The sequence below is a fragment of the Bacillus sp. AFS001701 genome (assembly GCF_002559405.1).
Lineage (GTDB): Bacteria > Bacillota > Bacilli > Bacillales > Bacillaceae_G > Gottfriedia.
Map to the genome: position 1 here is coordinate 1 of NZ_NTZO01000176.1, position 14,994 is coordinate 14,994.

The 14,994-nt window shown below is 32.1% G+C and carries 18 protein-coding genes; 13 read left to right on the top strand and 5 right to left on the bottom strand.

The genetic code is table 11. The features are described from left to right. Window positions 1–288: 288 nt before the first annotated feature. Window positions 289–441: an alpha/beta fold hydrolase family protein gene (locus CN514_RS12945; RefSeq protein WP_176525897.1), complete on the bottom strand. Its 153-nt coding sequence runs from the start codon at window positions 439–441 to the stop codon at window positions 289–291. 190 nt (window positions 442–631) lie between these two features. On the opposite strand from CN514_RS12945, the gene CN514_RS12950 reads away from it, so the two are divergent. From CN514_RS12950 to CN514_RS12960, 3 genes are all read left to right on the top strand, one after another. Then, window positions 632–1,195 (top strand): hypothetical protein, encoded by a 564-nt coding sequence (locus tag CN514_RS12950; RefSeq protein WP_098232950.1) that lies wholly within the window; start codon window positions 632–634, stop codon window positions 1,193–1,195. Window positions 1,196–1,216: 21 nt separating this feature from the next. Continuing rightward, window positions 1,217–1,399 carry a hypothetical protein gene (locus CN514_RS12955; RefSeq protein ID WP_098232951.1) on the top strand — a complete coding sequence of 61 codons (183 nt, stop codon included), beginning with the start codon at window positions 1,217–1,219 and terminating at the stop codon, window positions 1,397–1,399. Between the two features lie 223 nt (window positions 1,400–1,622). Beyond that, window positions 1,623–1,937 (top strand): hypothetical protein, encoded by a 315-nt coding sequence (locus CN514_RS12960; RefSeq protein WP_098232952.1) that lies wholly within the window; start codon window positions 1,623–1,625, stop codon window positions 1,935–1,937. Between the two features lie 467 nt (window positions 1,938–2,404). Here the strand turns inward: CN514_RS12960 and CN514_RS12965 are convergent, their stop codons facing one another. The 3 genes from CN514_RS12965 to CN514_RS12975 form a co-directional block, all read right to left on the bottom strand. Then, window positions 2,405–2,662 carry a hypothetical protein gene (locus CN514_RS12965; protein ID WP_098232953.1) on the bottom strand — a complete coding sequence of 86 codons (258 nt, stop codon included), beginning with the start codon at window positions 2,660–2,662 and terminating at the stop codon, window positions 2,405–2,407. 277 nt (window positions 2,663–2,939) lie between these two features. After that, window positions 2,940–3,542 carry a 30S ribosomal protein S4 gene (rpsD, locus tag CN514_RS12970; RefSeq protein ID WP_056472146.1) on the bottom strand — a complete coding sequence of 201 codons (603 nt, stop codon included), beginning with the start codon at window positions 3,540–3,542 and terminating at the stop codon, window positions 2,940–2,942. 298 nt (window positions 3,543–3,840) lie between these two features. After that, complete coding sequence (locus CN514_RS12975; RefSeq protein ID WP_098232954.1) at window positions 3,841–4,329, bottom strand: GAF domain-containing protein; 489 nt, start codon at window positions 4,327–4,329, stop codon at window positions 3,841–3,843. 146 nt (window positions 4,330–4,475) lie between these two features. On the opposite strand from CN514_RS12975, the gene refZ reads away from it, so the two are divergent. The 7 genes from refZ (at window position 4,476) to CN514_RS13010 (ending at window position 11,667) form a co-directional block, all read left to right on the top strand. Then, window positions 4,476–5,123 (top strand): forespore capture DNA-binding protein RefZ, encoded by a 648-nt coding sequence (gene refZ / locus CN514_RS12980; RefSeq protein WP_098232955.1) that lies wholly within the window; start codon window positions 4,476–4,478, stop codon window positions 5,121–5,123. Window positions 5,124–5,379: 256 nt separating this feature from the next. Beyond that, on the top strand, window positions 5,380–7,098 hold the full coding sequence (gene ezrA / locus CN514_RS12985) for a septation ring formation regulator EzrA (RefSeq protein WP_098232956.1): 1,719 nt from the start codon (window positions 5,380–5,382) through the stop codon (window positions 7,096–7,098). 77 nt (window positions 7,099–7,175) lie between these two features. Further along, the gene (locus CN514_RS12990; RefSeq protein ID WP_098232957.1) at window positions 7,176–8,318 is read left to right on the top strand and encodes a cysteine desulfurase family protein; all 1,143 of its coding nucleotides are present in this window, start codon (window positions 7,176–7,178) and stop codon (window positions 8,316–8,318) included. Between the two features lie 4 nt (window positions 8,319–8,322). Next, window positions 8,323–9,552, top strand: coding sequence for a tRNA uracil 4-sulfurtransferase ThiI (gene thiI, locus CN514_RS12995; RefSeq protein WP_098232958.1), 1,230 nt, complete (start codon window positions 8,323–8,325; stop codon window positions 9,550–9,552). Between the two features lie 81 nt (window positions 9,553–9,633). After that, window positions 9,634–9,843 carry an alpha/beta-type small acid-soluble spore protein gene (locus CN514_RS13000; RefSeq protein WP_097979120.1) on the top strand — a complete coding sequence of 70 codons (210 nt, stop codon included), beginning with the start codon at window positions 9,634–9,636 and terminating at the stop codon, window positions 9,841–9,843. Between the two features lie 138 nt (window positions 9,844–9,981). Further along, window positions 9,982–10,854, top strand: a complete 873-nt coding sequence (locus CN514_RS13005; RefSeq protein ID WP_098232959.1) for an aldose 1-epimerase family protein — start codon at window positions 9,982–9,984, stop codon at window positions 10,852–10,854. A gap of 327 nt (window positions 10,855–11,181) precedes the next feature. After that, entirely contained in the window at window positions 11,182–11,667 is a 486-nt protein-coding gene (locus tag CN514_RS13010; protein ID WP_098232960.1) for a cysteine hydrolase family protein, read from the top strand. Window positions 11,668–11,778: 111 nt separating this feature from the next. Here CN514_RS13010 and CN514_RS25720 read toward each other — a convergent pair whose 3' ends face one another. Then, window positions 11,779–11,922, bottom strand: coding sequence for a hypothetical protein (locus CN514_RS25720; protein ID WP_176525898.1), 144 nt, complete (start codon window positions 11,920–11,922; stop codon window positions 11,779–11,781). 288 nt (window positions 11,923–12,210) lie between these two features. On the opposite strand from CN514_RS25720, the gene CN514_RS13015 reads away from it, so the two are divergent. The 3 genes from CN514_RS13015 (at window position 12,211) to CN514_RS13025 (ending at window position 14,833) form a co-directional block, all read left to right on the top strand. After that, window positions 12,211–13,167 (top strand): S8 family peptidase, encoded by a 957-nt coding sequence (locus tag CN514_RS13015; protein ID WP_098232961.1) that lies wholly within the window; start codon window positions 12,211–12,213, stop codon window positions 13,165–13,167. 84 nt (window positions 13,168–13,251) lie between these two features. Beyond that, window positions 13,252–14,340 carry an NAD(P)H-dependent flavin oxidoreductase gene (locus CN514_RS13020; protein WP_098232962.1) on the top strand — a complete coding sequence of 363 codons (1,089 nt, stop codon included), beginning with the start codon at window positions 13,252–13,254 and terminating at the stop codon, window positions 14,338–14,340. A gap of 49 nt (window positions 14,341–14,389) precedes the next feature. Further along, window positions 14,390–14,833 (top strand): NUDIX domain-containing protein, encoded by a 444-nt coding sequence (locus CN514_RS13025; protein WP_098232963.1) that lies wholly within the window; start codon window positions 14,390–14,392, stop codon window positions 14,831–14,833. Window positions 14,834–14,994 lie beyond the last annotated feature (161 nt).

The following is a 14,994-nucleotide window of genomic DNA, read 5'->3' on the forward strand; positions in this document are numbered from 1 at the left end:
GCATTTGCAAATGCCAGTGGAGCCCTTACAACAACAAGTAAAGGTGCAATTTCTTCCCTTCCAGATCGTGAAACAATTATTCAGTTAATAAATGGATAAAAAATTGTTTAATTAATGCAATTGCTGGTCTATTATTATGCTTATTAACTTTAATATTCACGGAACAATTTAGTTGTATATATGAAATTATTTTCTTCTAATATTCTAATTGTAATGTTTCAAATCAAATAAATTAAAAAGTCGATTTTCAAATTTATGAAAATCGACTTTTATTTTCCTATAACTACCTTACTTTAAGCACTTCGTTAAAAAAGTTTTAATTAAGTCTACACTTGTTTCTAACTTTTCTTCTAAAGGAAAGTGACCAGTATCTAATAAATACAATTCAATATCCTTTAGATCTTTTTGAAAGGCATGTGCTCCATCCAGGCCAAAAAACATATCATTTTCCCCCATGCAATTAGTGTAGGGGCGGGTAAGTTTTTAAGTTGTTTTGGTAAACATATCTAAGTGATAGGTGAATCAATGTAAAAAAGGCAAAAATCCCCCAATACAGAAATTAAAATATTTATGAGATAATCATTGATGAAATAGTGGATACTCAAAAAAACTAACATAAAGGAACATCAAGATGAACATAAAAGAATTTATCTATATCACACTTCCAATTTTTCTAACGATGATCGTATCAATCTGCATTGGTATTCCAAAAGTTTTGTATTTTTCATTGGGGTGTTTTTTCGTATCCATCTTCACAGTTGGAATACCAATTATAGTATGTTGTTTACCTTATTGGCTCTATTTTTTAAGTCATGAAAAAGAGTTTGAAAAACCCAAATACTATTCGTATTTTGCAACAGGTGGAACACTAGTCTTGTTTGTTCTTTTTCTAATCGTGTCTGCTCATATATATAAACCAATTGAAAACAAATTTTATTTTTCAAAAGAAATTCTTCAAACCTTATCAAATCAATCGCTAACAACATTTGAACATGACAAACACATGAAAGGGAAAGTCACCGATATCCGATATACGAGTGCAATGGAAGGCTGGAACGATGTGGAGGAAAGTGGCTTAGTTGACGGAAGAAAACTTGTTATCGTTGTGAAATCAACATCAGAAAATAAAGGGTTAACCGTCATATATGTATACAAGACAAAACATCATAAATGGGTACTTATTAAACAATTATAAAAAGTCAGGTGGTATATGACAATGTTGGGATATGAAATTTTGGGATTTGTTATTTTTGTGATTGTTTTGATTGCATATGGTTTTTTTATGGAAAAGAAGTTTGGACCTGACATTTCAAATAAAAGTGAAGATCAAACAATGAATGAAGAAATTACGAGGCGTATAACTAATAACAATAATAATAATAATATTGGACCTAAATAAAAAAAGTATGATTTCACCACAAGTATGACTCGTTTTGTTATGTAACTAACGCATGCGATACTTCAATAGAAGATCGCTTTTTCTTATTCAACATAATGGCAGGATAGTTGCATAAGGATATTCTTAAATTCTAGGTTGAAAGGTGCAAATTCCCCCAAGTTACTAATAACAACTATGTAGGTATAATTAAAATGTTAGATATTTTTCTTAGGGTGGTATTTTCATGTTAGAATATATTGTTTTTTACGGTATTCCTGCAATTTTCATTTTAATTGGGGTAATTCTTCTCCAAAAAGCAGAAAAAATAGAAAAGAAAAATAAGAATTTATATTATGTATTCAATAGTTTAGGGATAAATGTATTTGCCATTCCTATGTCCCTATTTGTTGGTGGGATGGCAACAGACGCACCCGACAGCACTATGTTAGACTTTTGCAAAGGATTTTTAGTTGTACAGGGAATTCCGTTACTTTTACTTATGATTTCTATCGTCTTATTTTTTTTAAGGGGAAAAGAAAAGAAGAATAAGTTAAACTAACGCATTGCTTTAGTGAACAAAAGGGGGAATTTTTCTGCAAAAAATTTTAAATAACCGATTTTTTAGTTCTTCAGTGATAGGCATACTTCTTTTTATTTTGCTGTTAGTTCACCATCCTTGGTGGGTAGCATTATTTAATTCATTAGCCATTGTTATTGTTGAAGTTTTAATAAACATTGCTGTAAAAAAAATTAATCGTAATCGTAACAGATATTTTTATTTTCCAAGTTGGTTCTCATCACTAACATGGTTTTTGGGCTCAATAATTATGTTAATTGTCACAGATTATATTTCCTTAATAGAATCTGTTTGGATTGCGGTTTTTGTAGTGTTTATAATTTCTATTCTTTTTCCTGAACTGCCCGAAAAATGAAGGGTTTTTTTATTCTGATTTTTAGTATTCTTGGTCAATTTTGAATATTCCTTATTGAACTATCGCATTGCGTTAGTTACATAAGAACAATTACTTAGATATTATTTATCGATAAAAGTTCTTCTTGTGCAATTAGATAATCTTCGCCTGATTCTTCATCCAAAACATAGAAACGAATACTTCCATCATCATCTATAAGAGCAAGTGAAAGATCATTTACTAAACATTTGCAATATGGATTTACAGAATCATTAAGTTCATAACCTGACTTAAATTCAAAAATATACCTTTGATCTTTTTCAATAATATATTCTTTATTTTCAATTGTTAGTTTCAATGTCATCTTTCTCATTATTATGTTCTCCTCTGCTTTTAAGAAGATATTGGATCTTCATTGCTATACTATTGAACTAACGCATGAGTTAGTTGAACAAGGTATGAAGTCTTTAGTTAATTTTTCATTAACGCCTGTCCACTTTATTAAATTAAAAGTTCCCCCAAAACATCCCCCAATTTATTGGGGGAGAATAACTTATTCTACAAAGCAGAGATAAAATAAAAATCCCTAGAAGTGTTGATATATCAACGTTTCTAGGGATTTTATAAATGCTATTTACATAGCATTTTAATTAACGGTTGTAGAATTCAACGATAAGAGCTTCGTTGATTTCAGCTGGTAATTCAGAACGCTCTGGTAAGCGGTTGAAAGTACCTTCTAATTTGTCAGCGTTGAAAGTGATGTACTCAGGTACAAAGTTGTTAACTTCAACAGCTTCTTTAACTACAGCTAAGTTTTGTGATTTTTCACGTAAGCTGATAGTTTGGCCAATTTTCACGCGGAAAGAAGGGATATCTACACGTTTGCCATCTACTAAGATGTGACCGTGGTTAACTAATTGACGAGCAGCACGACGAGTACGAGCAAGACCCATACGGTAAACTACGTTGTCTAAACGAGTTTCTAATAAGATCATGAAGTTTTCACCATGTTTACCAGTTAATTTACCAGCGATATCAAAAGTGCGACGGAATTGACGCTCATTAACACCGAACATGTGACGAAGTTTTTGCTTTTCTTGTAATTGTAAACCGTATTCTGATAATTTTTTGCGTTGGTTAGGTCCGTGTTGACCTGGTGCGTAAGGGCGTTTTTCTAATTCTTTACCTGTTCCGCTTAATGAAATGCCTAAACGGCGAGATAATTTCCAAGTAGATCCTGTATAACGAGACATTGATTGTCTCCTCCTTTAGTTTTTATTTTGGAGTAAAATAAAAACGTTCGTGTAGCCCCAGTTTGTTTATTTTGCTTTCATGTATCCTCGCTCCAGCAGCCAGAGTTACGCGATGACACCTCTTAAACAGTAGAGGAACAAAATAAATATCAAGCCTGTGCTTACAACGCTGCGTTATTTTACACAAAAAATATTATAACCAGATAGTATAAAATAGTCAAGGGCAGTTTTGTTTTTAGCTTTTTATAAAAAGTAAAAAGAAATCCAATAAAGGATTCCTTTTGAAAATCAAATTTTCTTATCTAATTGTTTCTTCAATTAAATTTACGATTGCTTGAAGATAGTTTTGATCTATTTCATCAAAACGATTGAATTCCGGACTATCGATATCTAATACTCCAATTACTTCTCCATTATGCATTAAAGGAATAACAATCTCAGAGTTTGATGCAGCGTCACAAGCGATGTGCCCAGGGAATTCGTGGACATTATCGATTCTTTGAACTGTTTTTGTTTGGGCAGATGTACCGCAAACTCCCTTGCCGTATGGTATACGCACACACGCAGGAAGACCAACAAATGGGCCTAAAACTAATTCATTGCGATCGCCATCTTTTAAATAAAATCCAACCCAATTTATTTGGTGTAAAAACTGATTTAATAAGGAAGATGTATTTGCTAAATTAGCAATTAGGTTATGTTCACCATCTATTAAAGCTTTAACTTGAGCTGTTAGAGTATTATATTGTTGTTCTTTCGTACCTGAATATTCGACTTTTTGAAACATTTGTAGACCCCTTTCCCTATTTCATGGGAAATATCATAGCATATTTCGGAAGAATACTGGTAATTTTGTCGACCGATTTGTAGAGGGAATTATCAGTATTTCGCTAATTAATAAAGGAATTGATGTTGTAAAAGAGGGTGACGAGTATGGAGCAAGCTAAACTTGCAACAAAGAAGAAAGTCATCGAGACAGCGCTTACGTTATTTAAAATTAATGGATACCAAGGTACTTCGGTAAGGGATATTTCTAAAAAAGCAAATGTAAATATTGCGACGATTTCATATTATTTTAAAGGTAAACAAGGTTTACTTGAACATATCATAGTAGATTTTTTAGAAGGATACGTTGAAATTTTAGATAAACATTGTTTGTCATTGTATGATAAAAACGCAAATTTAATTTTAATGAACCTTGTTGGTGAAGTACTTAATTATTACTTTTTAAAAAAGGAATATGCTTCGATTTTTTACAGAGAGTTGACAATTGACTCGGTCTTCATTCGTGAAATTATGATGACCTATTTAGCAAGGGAGCGTTATACTTTTACTCAAATTTATGATGCTATTCGTATGTCTAATGCGAAACTAACAATGCCATTTTCAGTCTTTTTCGTTCAGTTAAAATCCTTCCTTTCAACACCGTACTTATTTCCAGGCTATTTAAATGAAGTATTGTTTATACAGCAAAATGATCTGTATTTTTTTGAGAGATATAAAGAGTATGTAGAAAAGTGGATCGAATCTCTATTCGATATGAATGAGCGACTAGTAAGCCGAGTAGAACTTTCATCCTAAAAGTTCGCCTTTTTCATTGTGAAAAATCACAATGAAAAGGCGTTTTTCGTTGTTTGAAAATCTGAAATTTCTACAAGCTTTTACAGTATTTATTATAGTTTGATAAAAATATGAAAAAATTGAAAAAATTAAGCCAAAAATCAACTTTATCATGTTATTATTAACTATGACCTAAATAAAGAGCGATTTATTAATTCAAAAAATAACGTACAAATAAATAGATTCAGATGGCAGTAAAGGAGGTACATCAGAGAAAATGACAATGACATTCTATGTAATTTTAGTCGTAATAGCTATTGTTATCGCATTAATGATTGTAGCCTTAACAATTCGACAACGTTTATACAAAAAACTCGATGAACTTGAAGCGTGGAGAATGCAGTTAATGAGTAAGCCAGTTACGGATGAACTTTCAAAGCTAAAGGCCTTAAATATGACTGGCCAAACGGAAGAGCTTTTTGATAAATGGAGAACTGATTGGGATGAACTCGTTACAACTTTTTTACCGAAAGTAACTGATTCCATCTCAGAAATAGATGAGGCAATTAATAAATATCATTTCATGAAAGCAAAAGCAGGGATTAGTGAAATTGAGGGAAGCCTAACTGAAGCTGAATCAAGCATCGATAAAATACTAAATGAGGTAAGCGACCTAGTAGGTAGTGAAGAACAAAATAATTCGGATATTGAAATGCTAAACCAAGAGTATCTTGAGCAACGAAAGCTTTTATTAACTCATCGTCATTTATATTCAATTTCTGAAACTCAGTTGGAACAAAAAATGGATGATATCAAACAGCAAATCCAATTATTTAATGACACAACTGAAAAAGGAAACTATTTAGAAGCAAGAGGCTTAGTGAAAGAAATTGCTGATCAAGTACATATACTGAAAACAAATATGCAAATCATTCCGGATTTATATATTGAATCTTCTACTACAATGCCCTCTCAAATACATAATTTAACTGATGGTTTAAAGCAAATGAAAGCAGAAGGTTATGCGCTTGATTTTGAAGCATTAGAAAATGAAACGATCGATTGTTCTAAAATATGTATCGACTGTGTCGAATTAATTAAAAAACTAGAAATCACAGAAGCGAATGACAAGCTTGAATTTGTGAAAGCAAAAGTCGATTCAATCTATGATTTATTAGAAAAAGAAGTAGAGAGTAAATTTGTAGTTGAAAAAGAAATATGGACTTCCCAGGAAGAAATTCAAAGTATTCGAGAAGATAATTTAAAAACAAAAGAAGAGACTCATTTAGTTCAGCAAATTTATGAATTAAGTGATGAAGATACTCAAGCCCAAAAAATGGTTGAAAAGCAAGTGAGTATCATTACAAAACGCTTTGAATTATTGCAGATTCGTGTAGCAGAACAAGATCTTGCATTTTCTGTAATAAGAGAAGAGTTAGATTTACTAAAAAAGCAAATGGAAGATGTTAAAGAATCTCATTTGATGTATGTTGAAATGCTAAAAGCACTTCGAAAAGATGAATTACAAGCTCGTGATCAATTAATTGAAATGAAACGATTAATGTTAGAGGTCAAACGTCTTGTTCAAATTTCTAATTTACCTGGAATGCCAGTTTCATCTATGAAACAAATACAAGATGCTCAAGAAAGTATGCAAATTGTTTATTTGGAATTAGAGAAAAAGCCATTAAAAATGACGCATGTATCATTTTTACTAGAAAAAGCAGCAACTGCTGTACATGTTTGCTATAATGATACGAAATATATGATTGAACAAGGATATTTCGTTGAAAAAGTGATACAATATGGAAATCGCTATAGAAGTAAAAATGTACAAATGGCAACGTCAATGGACAAGGCAGAACAATTATTTAGAGAATTTCAATATAATGAAGCTCTAGAAGAAGCTGCCGTTTCAATTGAGAAAATTGAACCTGGTGCAATCGATAAATTACAAGAAATACTAAATGAACAAAAGTACACACTACCCCTATAGATGAAAATCTTAGGGGTTTCGTCTGTTTTTAGATATAATGAAAAATGGACTCAAGCAATATGGAGGTACTAAAAAATATGATTTATTTTGATAATAGCGCGACTACTAAACCTTATAAAGAGGTATTAGACACATATATTACTGTTTCGGACCAGTTTTTTGGAAATCCCTCTTCGATTCATAAGCTAGGTGGACGCTCAGAGCAATTACTCTCAAAAGCTAGATACCAAATTGCAGAGCTTTTATCAGTTCAACCATCAGAGGTTATTTTCACATCAGGTGGAACAGAGGGGAATAATTTAGCAATAAAAGGAACTGCCATGATGCATCGTTCAAGAGGGAAGCATTTAATTACGACTGAAATTGAACATCCGTCAATTTATGAAGCGTATAAACAATTAGAGGATCTAGGATTTGAAGTAACCTACTTATCCCCAAATGAAGATGGGTTTATTTCTGTTGACCAATTAAAAAATGCGTTAAGAGATGATACGATATTAGTTTCTGTCATTCATGTAAATAATGAAACAGGAGCAATTCAACCGATAGCCGAAATTGGGCGATTATTAATGGATTATCCAAAAGTATTTTTCCATGTTGACGCTGTACAAGGGGTAGGGAAAGTACCATTAAATATTAAGCAAGCTGCGATCGATTTATTATCTATTTCTGGTCATAAATTTCATAGTGTAAAAGGAACTGGAATTTTATATATTAGAGAAGGTGTAACATTATCATCTTTAATGACAGGTGGTTCACAGGAAAGAGAGATTCGTTCAGGTACGGAAAATCTAGCAGGAATTGTTGCGATGGCAAAAGCGCTAAGAATCACGCTAGAAAAACAAAAAACAATGACTGATCAACTATATAACATGAGAAACGAACTCATTCAACATTTAGAGATGATTGACTACACTGTATTGAACTCACCACAATCAGATTTTGCACCTCATATAATAAATATTTCATTTGTAGGATTAAAGCCTGAGGTAATTGTCCATGCTCTATCTGAAGAAAATGTTTTTATTTCTACAAAATCAGCATGTTCTTCTAAAACTTTTGAGATAAGCCGAGTATTACAAAGTATGGGTAAGAGCGAAAAAGTAGCAAGTAGTGCTGTCAGAATAAGTCTTTCGTATGAAAATACAATGAGTGAAGTAGAGCAGTTTAATAAAATAATTAAAGAAGTAATTAAAAATTTATATAAAGTAATGGGGTAACAGCATGAATGTAGAATATATTTTAATTCGTTATGGAGAAATGACTACAAAAGGAAAAAATCGAGGTCGATTTACAAGTATATTAAGAGAAAATGTTCGAAATCGATTAAAAGCTTATGAAAAAATTAAAATCACTGCAACGCGTGATCGTATGTATATAAAATTAAATGGTGAAGACCATGAGAAGGTTGCTGCCAACCTAAAAGAAGTATTCGGAATTCATACGTTTAGTTATGCTAGAAAAGTTGATACTGAATTAGATGCAATTAAAAAAGGTGCACTTGAAGCTATTAACGAGCTTGGTGATAGTGTTAAAACGTTTAAAGTGAACGTACAACGTAGTTATAAACAATTCCCATTAAATACGCCACAGTTAAATCGCGAGCTTGGTGGGTATATTCTTCAAAATACAGAACACTTAACTGTAGATGTTCATCAACCAGATGTAGCTGTTCGAGTAGAAGTGCGTGATGATGCTACTTATATTACTTGTGGAGAAGAATATGGTGCAGGTGGCTATCCAGTTGGAGTTGGCGGAAAAGTTATGTTATTACTATCTGGAGGAATCGATAGCCCAGTAGCAGCGTATATGTTGTTAAAACGAGGTGTGTCAATAGAAGCGATTCATTTTGAAAGTCCTCCTTTTACAAGTGATCGTGCAAAACAAAAAGTAATTGATTTAGCAAGTAAACTAACTAGATATTGTAGACGAGTGACTTTACATGTTATACCATTTACTGAAATTCAAAAAGCAATTCATAAAGAAATGCCTGCAAGCTACACAATGACAATCATGAGACGTGTTATGCTTAGAATTGCTGAGCAAGTTTCTGTTGATCGAAAAGCACTTGCTTTAGCAACTGGTGAAAGTTTAGGTCAAGTGGCAAGCCAAACATTGGAAAGTATGCATACAATCAATGAAGTAACTAATTATCCAGTTTTAAGACCACTATTAGCTATGGATAAATTAGAAATCATGGATATTGCTAAAAAAATTGATACGTATGATATCAGTATTAGACCTTATGAGGATTGCTGTACAATTTTTACTCCAGCTAATCCAACTACAAAACCAAAACGTGATAAAGTGGCTCGTTACGAGAGTCGTTTTGACTTTACAGAATTAATAAATGAAGCTGTAGTTAATAGAGAATCAATCATTTTTGAGAACGAAATGATTCGAAATCAATCGTCAAAAAAAGAAGAAGAAATCGATATCGACGCACTTTTATAAAATTACTAAAAATTACCAGTGAAAATATGAATGAAGATATGTGTTTTATCACACTCTATACTCACAAGGAGGTGACAACACATGTCAAATAGAAATAATTCAGGTAGCAATCAATTATTAGTTGATGGTGCTGAGAATGCTTTAAACCAAATGAAGTATGAAATCGCTACAGAATTTGGTGTAAACCTTGGTCCAGATTCAACTTCACGTGCTAATGGTTCTGTTGGTGGTGAAATCACAAAACGTTTAGTACAAATGGCTGAACAAAGCCTTGGTGGATTTTCTCGATAATAAATTTAAATAATTATGGATTAAGGGGTAGGGTAAAACCTACCTCTTTTCTATTTGTTCTACCTGTTCTTCGCTGGTTTAATATTTAAGATTAACTTTGCTATAATAAAGGGAATAAATTAAAGGAGAGACCTGTTCATGCCATATATTGAAAATAAATTTATTAAAATTACAACTAAATCACAGGGAGCAGAGTTGACGGGTATCTATACAAAGAAAGATAATTTAAATTATTTATGGGATGCTGATCCAGCTTATTGGGGGAGGCATGCACCAGTTTTATTCCCGAATGTAGGTAAATTAATTGATAATCAATATAAAGTAGATAATAAAGTCTATGAGCTTTCTCAACATGGTTTTGCTAGAGATATGGATTTTCAATTAACTGAAATGAATGAAGACTATATCAACTATGAGTTAATCAGTAGTGAACAAACGCTTTTAAAATATCCATTTCAATTTTCATTAAATATTAATTATAAGATTAAGAACAATACTGTTTTTATTAAATATGTTGTAACGAATAATGATCAGAAATCAATGCCCTTTTCAATAGGGGCTCATCCGGCGTTCAACATACCTTTGAAGGAAGATGAAACATTTGAGGATTATTACTTACAGTTTGAAGAGGAAGAAACATTAGAAACAATTAAATTAGAAGGACCATATCGAAGTGGTAAAAGAGAACTAATCGGTCAAAATATTAAAAACTTATCATTAACTCGTGAACTATTTAAGGATGATGCATTAATTTTTGAAAAACTTAATAAAAACGAGCTGACAATTCGTTCGAAAAATCATAGCAATAAAATCAAAGTTCATTTTGAAGGGTTTCCATACGTTGGAATATGGACTACACAAACAGCACCTTTTCTATGTATTGAACCGTGGTATGGAATTGCAGATGAAATCGGCCCAGTAAAAGAAATGAAAAATAGACTTGGTATTCAAATGCTAAATCCAAATGAAACATTTACTTGTACATACAGTATTACAGTTGAAAGTGATTGACTTACGGCGAGGAGTTTAGAGCTCGCTATTTCAGAGTGTTGAAATATAAAATAGTCAAACGTGTATTAAGTTAACTTTATAGATAATATAATTCTTATTTGATGTTCTAATAATATTTATTGTTAATATGTTTGAGCAGTTTTATAGTTATCAACAAATTCCAGTAAATGTTCACTCTCCTTTACGAAAATTTGAATGATAAATTGACAAGATTATTTTTCAACAGCGTGAATATCATTTACCTATTTTTATAAAAAAGGTAGGACTATCACAAAACAAATAGAATAATAACTTATAAGGAATATAAAGTCTCATGGAGGGTAAATAATGAAAATTGCTTTTCTAATCATTGATATGCAAAAAATATTTTTAGAGGATAAAAAAGAATCATTGAATGTCGAAGGTGCATGTGAATATATAAACTTTGTTGCTGACCGTATCCGATCAAAAAATCACTTAGTTATACATGTTCAAGATATCGAAGGTGCAGATGAAATAAATTCAGAATTAATTTCTTTCATCCCAGAAATTAAAGTTGAAGAACAAGATATTTGTCTTTCAAAAGAACATTCAAATGCATTTTGGAATACTGAATTAGAGAAGATTTTGAAAGGAAATGACGTTGAGTTAGTTATAATAGCTGGATTTGCAGCAGAACATTGTGTTCTATTTACTTATAATGGAGCTAGCGAAAGGGGCTTTAAACCAGTCTTATTGCAAAATGGAATACTAAGCACAAAAAGTGATGTAATAACTCAAACCTATCGCGATCGAAACATTATTTCATACAATGTTGTCCCATACATTATATAGTATAAAAATAGATTGATAACAGAATAAACAAAGAAACCAAAAGGTAAAATTAAAGTTCTTGTGGTTTTAATTTTATCTTTTGGAAATTTAGACAACCTTCCTCATATTCTTCTAATGGATACGGATTAATTCATAAATATCAGAGTCAAATCGAACTCTTGTATGCTTGGATTCAATTCGTTCAATTTCTTCTATTTCTTCTCGTATCTCTCCAAACCACCAAAATTTGATTTCAGTTAAAAAATTAGTAAGCATTGTATTCCCCCTAGTTTGAATAATGCTTTAACACTATTAGATTATAAAACCATTTTTTAAAGCCAAGATTAATCTGATGTAAAGGTTAGCAAAGTTTTTATGAAGGGATAGAAGATGTATCAAATTGCTTAATTAAATAAATGAATCTACTAATTTCCAACTGTTTTAGAATTAATTTTAAATAAAGTTAAATTTATTTAAAGGAAAATTATGGTTGGATATAGAATACTAATCTATACCTCAAAGATTTATCCTTTATGAATAAATCCCAAAAAGGAGTGGGTAGGCATGTCTAAATTTAGATTAATTCCTTACAAGCTGGAAGAAGTTAAAGGTAGTACAAATGAAGTACCACCTGGAGTTCGTTTAATTGAAGCTAAATCTATTTGGGACAAAGGGTGTCAAGGGGAAGACGTGGTTGTAGCAGTTATTGATACTGGTTGTCAGACTGACCACCCTGAATTACAAGAGCGAATTATTGGTGGATATAATTTTACTGAAGATTACGGTGGGGATCCTAACGTATTCTTAGATAATAACGGTCATGGAACACATGTATGTGGAACGATTGCAGCTTCTGAAAATGGAGAAGGGGTTGTAGGAGTTGCTCCAAAAGCTAGACTTCTCGTTTTAAAAGTACTCTCTGGCGCTGGGGAAGGAAGCATTGAATCAATTGTACAAGCGATTGATTATGCGACGAATTGGAAAGGCTCGAATGGAGAAACTGTGCGAGTGATTTCAATGTCACTAGGTGGTCCAGAGGATGATTCTTCGTTGCACGAAGCGATTCAAAGAGCGGTTGAACAAAATATTGCCGTTGTATGTGCAGCTGGTAACGAAGGTGATGGAGATGGCTCAACCAATGAATATAGCTATCCAGGTGCTTACGATGAAGTTATAGAAGTAGGTTCTGTAAGTCTTCAAAAACGATTATCAAATTTTAGTAATACAAATAACGAAATTGATTTAGTTGCGCCGGGAGAAAAGATTCTTTCGACATATCCGACAAATCAATATGCTGTTCTTTCTGGTACATCAATGGCAACACCCCATGTATCAGGGGCAATTGCATTATTAATTCAACAGTATGAGTCTGAAAATAATGAGAAAATCACTGAACCAGATTTGTTCGAACTGCTAATAAGTCATACAGTACCAATCGGATACAGTACGTTTGAGGAAGGCCATGGACTTTTAAATCTAGGCGTAAATATACCCTCAAAATCTCCGAATGTAATAAAATAATAGGTAAGGTCCCGGGTAGTGATGGTAGACTATTCGGGACTTTTTTGGTGAGTAGAAAAAAGGAAATTAATAGAGGTGAAAGGAATGTTTAAAAATCAACTAACTGAACTTTTAAAGATAGAATATCCAATTATTCAAGCTCCGATGGCTGGAGGTACCACAACCTCAGATTTTGTAGCTGAAGTATCAAATTGTGGGGCTTTAGGTACAATCGGAGCAGGTTATATGACTCCATCACAAATACGTGAACAAATTAGAGAAATAAAAAAGTTAACAAATAAAAGCTTCGGAATTAATTTATTTGTCCCAAATGATTTTATAGTAAATGAAAATCAAATTTCAAAATCCAGTGAATTATTACAACCTTTCAATGAAGAATTAAATATAAAACAAAATGATCGCATACTAGTTCAAAATATTAATTCTTTTAATGAAACATTTCACGAACAAATAAAAGTGATAATTGAAGAAGGTGTTCCGATTTGTTCATTTACGTTCGGTTTACCTTCAAAAGAAATGATAAAAGAGTTAAAGCTTCATAATATTATTTTGATTGGAACAGCAACTACAGTAAATGAAGCAATTGAAATTGAGAAATCCGGAATGGATCTAATTGTCGTACAAGGTAGTGAAGCAGGTGGACATCGAGGTAATTTTTTAAACAATAATGAGGAAAGTTTAATTGGATTAATGTCTCTAATACCCCAAGTAGTTGATCAGGTTAGTATTCCAGTAATTGCAGCAGGTGGAATTATGGACGGAAGAGGCTTAATGGCGTCCCTTTGTTTAGGGGCGAAAGCTGTTCAAATGGGTACAGCTTTTCTAACCTGTAATGAAAGTGGGGCACATGAAGTACATAAAAATGCTATTCTAAATTCTACAGAGGACCAGTTAGTTTTGACCCGTGCATTTTCTGGAAAATGGGCAAGAGGAATCGAAAATAAATTTATTACGGAAATGAGAAAATACGAGGCTGATTTACCAGAGTTTCCTGTACAAAATTTGATTACACAGACGATTAGAAAAGCGTCCTCCGTACAAAATAATAAAGAGTTTATGTCACTTTGGTCGGGACAAAGTCCTAGATTAGCTAAAAAGGAATCGGTAGAAAACGTAGTAAATGAAATAATGGATGAAGCTAAAAAACTAATTCAAGGTATAGAAAAAAATTGAGTTAAATGCTATGAAAATTAGTTGGTACTAGTTTAGTTTAGGAGGCTTTATGAATTATTGTGAAGTTATGAGAGAAAAGATTGGTAATGCCCCTTTAATTATTGTTCGTCCAAGCGTTGCTATCCTAAATTCTGTAGGTGAAATCTTACTTTATCAAAACGAAGGAGGCAATTGGGGTATACCAGGTGGGATTTTACAATTAAATGAATCGGTTGAGGAATGTATTAAACGCACTGTTCTTGAAGATATAGGTCTTAAATTAAATTCATTATCATTAATAGGTGTATATTCCGGTGCAGAATTAATAAATAAAGTTGAGGGAAGCGGAGATGAATATCATACAGTAGCAATTGGTTATATTTGTACAGATTTCGAAAATGAAATTTGTCCAGATCAAAATCAGTTAATTAAAGCGCAATTCTTTCAGTTAAGTCAATTGCCTAAGGATATTGATCCTTTTATAAAAAGTCAGTTGAAAAAATTAAAATTTTAGCCAAGTAAAAAAGGTTCTAATAGGTTTTTTTCGAAGAACCTATATTTAGAACCTTTTTTGTATTTTTTATCAGTTACTTTAAAAGCATACGATCAATATACGATTTTATTGCTTCAATATTACCAGATACTTGTTCTTCTCTTAGTTCATCTTTTTTTATT

Coding starts and splice junctions, on each gene's coding strand:
- CN514_RS12945 (WP_176525897.1), bottom strand. CDS start 441: ATGTTTTTTGGCCTGGATGGAGCACATGCCTTTCAAAAAGATCTAAAG.
- CN514_RS12950 (WP_098232950.1), top strand. CDS start 632: ATGAACATAAAAGAATTTATCTATATCACACTTCCAATTTTTCTAACG.
- CN514_RS12955 (WP_098232951.1), top strand. CDS start 1,217: ATGTTGGGATATGAAATTTTGGGATTTGTTATTTTTGTGATTGTTTTG.
- CN514_RS12960 (WP_098232952.1), top strand. CDS start 1,623: ATGTTAGAATATATTGTTTTTTACGGTATTCCTGCAATTTTCATTTTA.
- CN514_RS12965 (WP_098232953.1), bottom strand. CDS start 2,662: ATGAGAAAGATGACATTGAAACTAACAATTGAAAATAAAGAATATATT.
- rpsD (WP_056472146.1), bottom strand. CDS start 3,542: ATGTCTCGTTATACAGGATCTACTTGGAAATTATCTCGCCGTTTAGGC.
- CN514_RS12975 (WP_098232954.1), bottom strand. CDS start 4,329: ATGTTTCAAAAAGTCGAATATTCAGGTACGAAAGAACAACAATATAAT.
- refZ (WP_098232955.1), top strand. CDS start 4,476: ATGGAGCAAGCTAAACTTGCAACAAAGAAGAAAGTCATCGAGACAGCG.
- ezrA (WP_098232956.1), top strand. CDS start 5,380: ATGACAATGACATTCTATGTAATTTTAGTCGTAATAGCTATTGTTATC.
- CN514_RS12990 (WP_098232957.1), top strand. CDS start 7,176: ATGATTTATTTTGATAATAGCGCGACTACTAAACCTTATAAAGAGGTA.
- thiI (WP_098232958.1), top strand. CDS start 8,323: ATGAATGTAGAATATATTTTAATTCGTTATGGAGAAATGACTACAAAA.
- CN514_RS13000 (WP_097979120.1), top strand. CDS start 9,634: ATGTCAAATAGAAATAATTCAGGTAGCAATCAATTATTAGTTGATGGT.
- CN514_RS13005 (WP_098232959.1), top strand. CDS start 9,982: ATGCCATATATTGAAAATAAATTTATTAAAATTACAACTAAATCACAG.
- CN514_RS13010 (WP_098232960.1), top strand. CDS start 11,182: ATGAAAATTGCTTTTCTAATCATTGATATGCAAAAAATATTTTTAGAG.
- CN514_RS25720 (WP_176525898.1), bottom strand. CDS start 11,922: ATGCTTACTAATTTTTTAACTGAAATCAAATTTTGGTGGTTTGGAGAG.
- CN514_RS13015 (WP_098232961.1), top strand. CDS start 12,211: ATGTCTAAATTTAGATTAATTCCTTACAAGCTGGAAGAAGTTAAAGGT.
- CN514_RS13020 (WP_098232962.1), top strand. CDS start 13,252: ATGTTTAAAAATCAACTAACTGAACTTTTAAAGATAGAATATCCAATT.
- CN514_RS13025 (WP_098232963.1), top strand. CDS start 14,390: ATGAATTATTGTGAAGTTATGAGAGAAAAGATTGGTAATGCCCCTTTA.